Here is a 524-nt window from a genome sequence, read left to right as displayed (position 1 = left end):
TCCGTTCAGAAACGTTTGTTGCTGAGCTAAAAGGCAAAGATCCTAGCGATATCCGTGTACCAGTTATCGGTGGTCACTCTGGCGTGACAATTCTTCCTCTTCTTTCTCAAGTAGAAGGTGTGGAGTTTACAGCTGAAGAAGTAGAAGCTCTGACTAAGCGTATTCAAAACGCGGGCACAGAAGTTGTTGAAGCAAAAGCGGGTGGCGGTAGTGCGACACTTTCTATGGGCCAAGCGGCTTGTCGTTTCGGTCTAGCACTTGTACGAGCTCTTCAAGGTGAAGAAGGCGTTGTTGAGTGTGCTTACGTTGAAGGTGACAGCGAGCACGCACCTTACTTTGCACAACCTGTGAAGCTGGGCAAAGAAGGCGTAGAAGAAGTACTAAGCTACGGCGAATTGAGCGACTTCGAAAAAGCGGCGCTAGATGGAATGCTAGAAACGTTAAATGGCGACATCAACATTGGTGTTGAATTCGCTAAATAATCTCTATAACGCGAATTAAGAAGAAAGCCGATCTTAGGATCG

Annotated in this window: 1 pseudogene; it reads left to right on the top strand. The window is 46.9% G+C overall.

Annotated features, from left to right (window positions below):
- Positions 1 to 482, top strand: a pseudogene (locus R8N49_RS30215) (malate dehydrogenase); the annotation flags it as partial.
- Positions 483 to 524 lie beyond the last annotated feature (42 nt).

This window comes from Vibrio sp. 1978, assembly GCF_033344345.1.
This window is presented reverse-complemented; position numbering and strand designations above follow the sequence as displayed.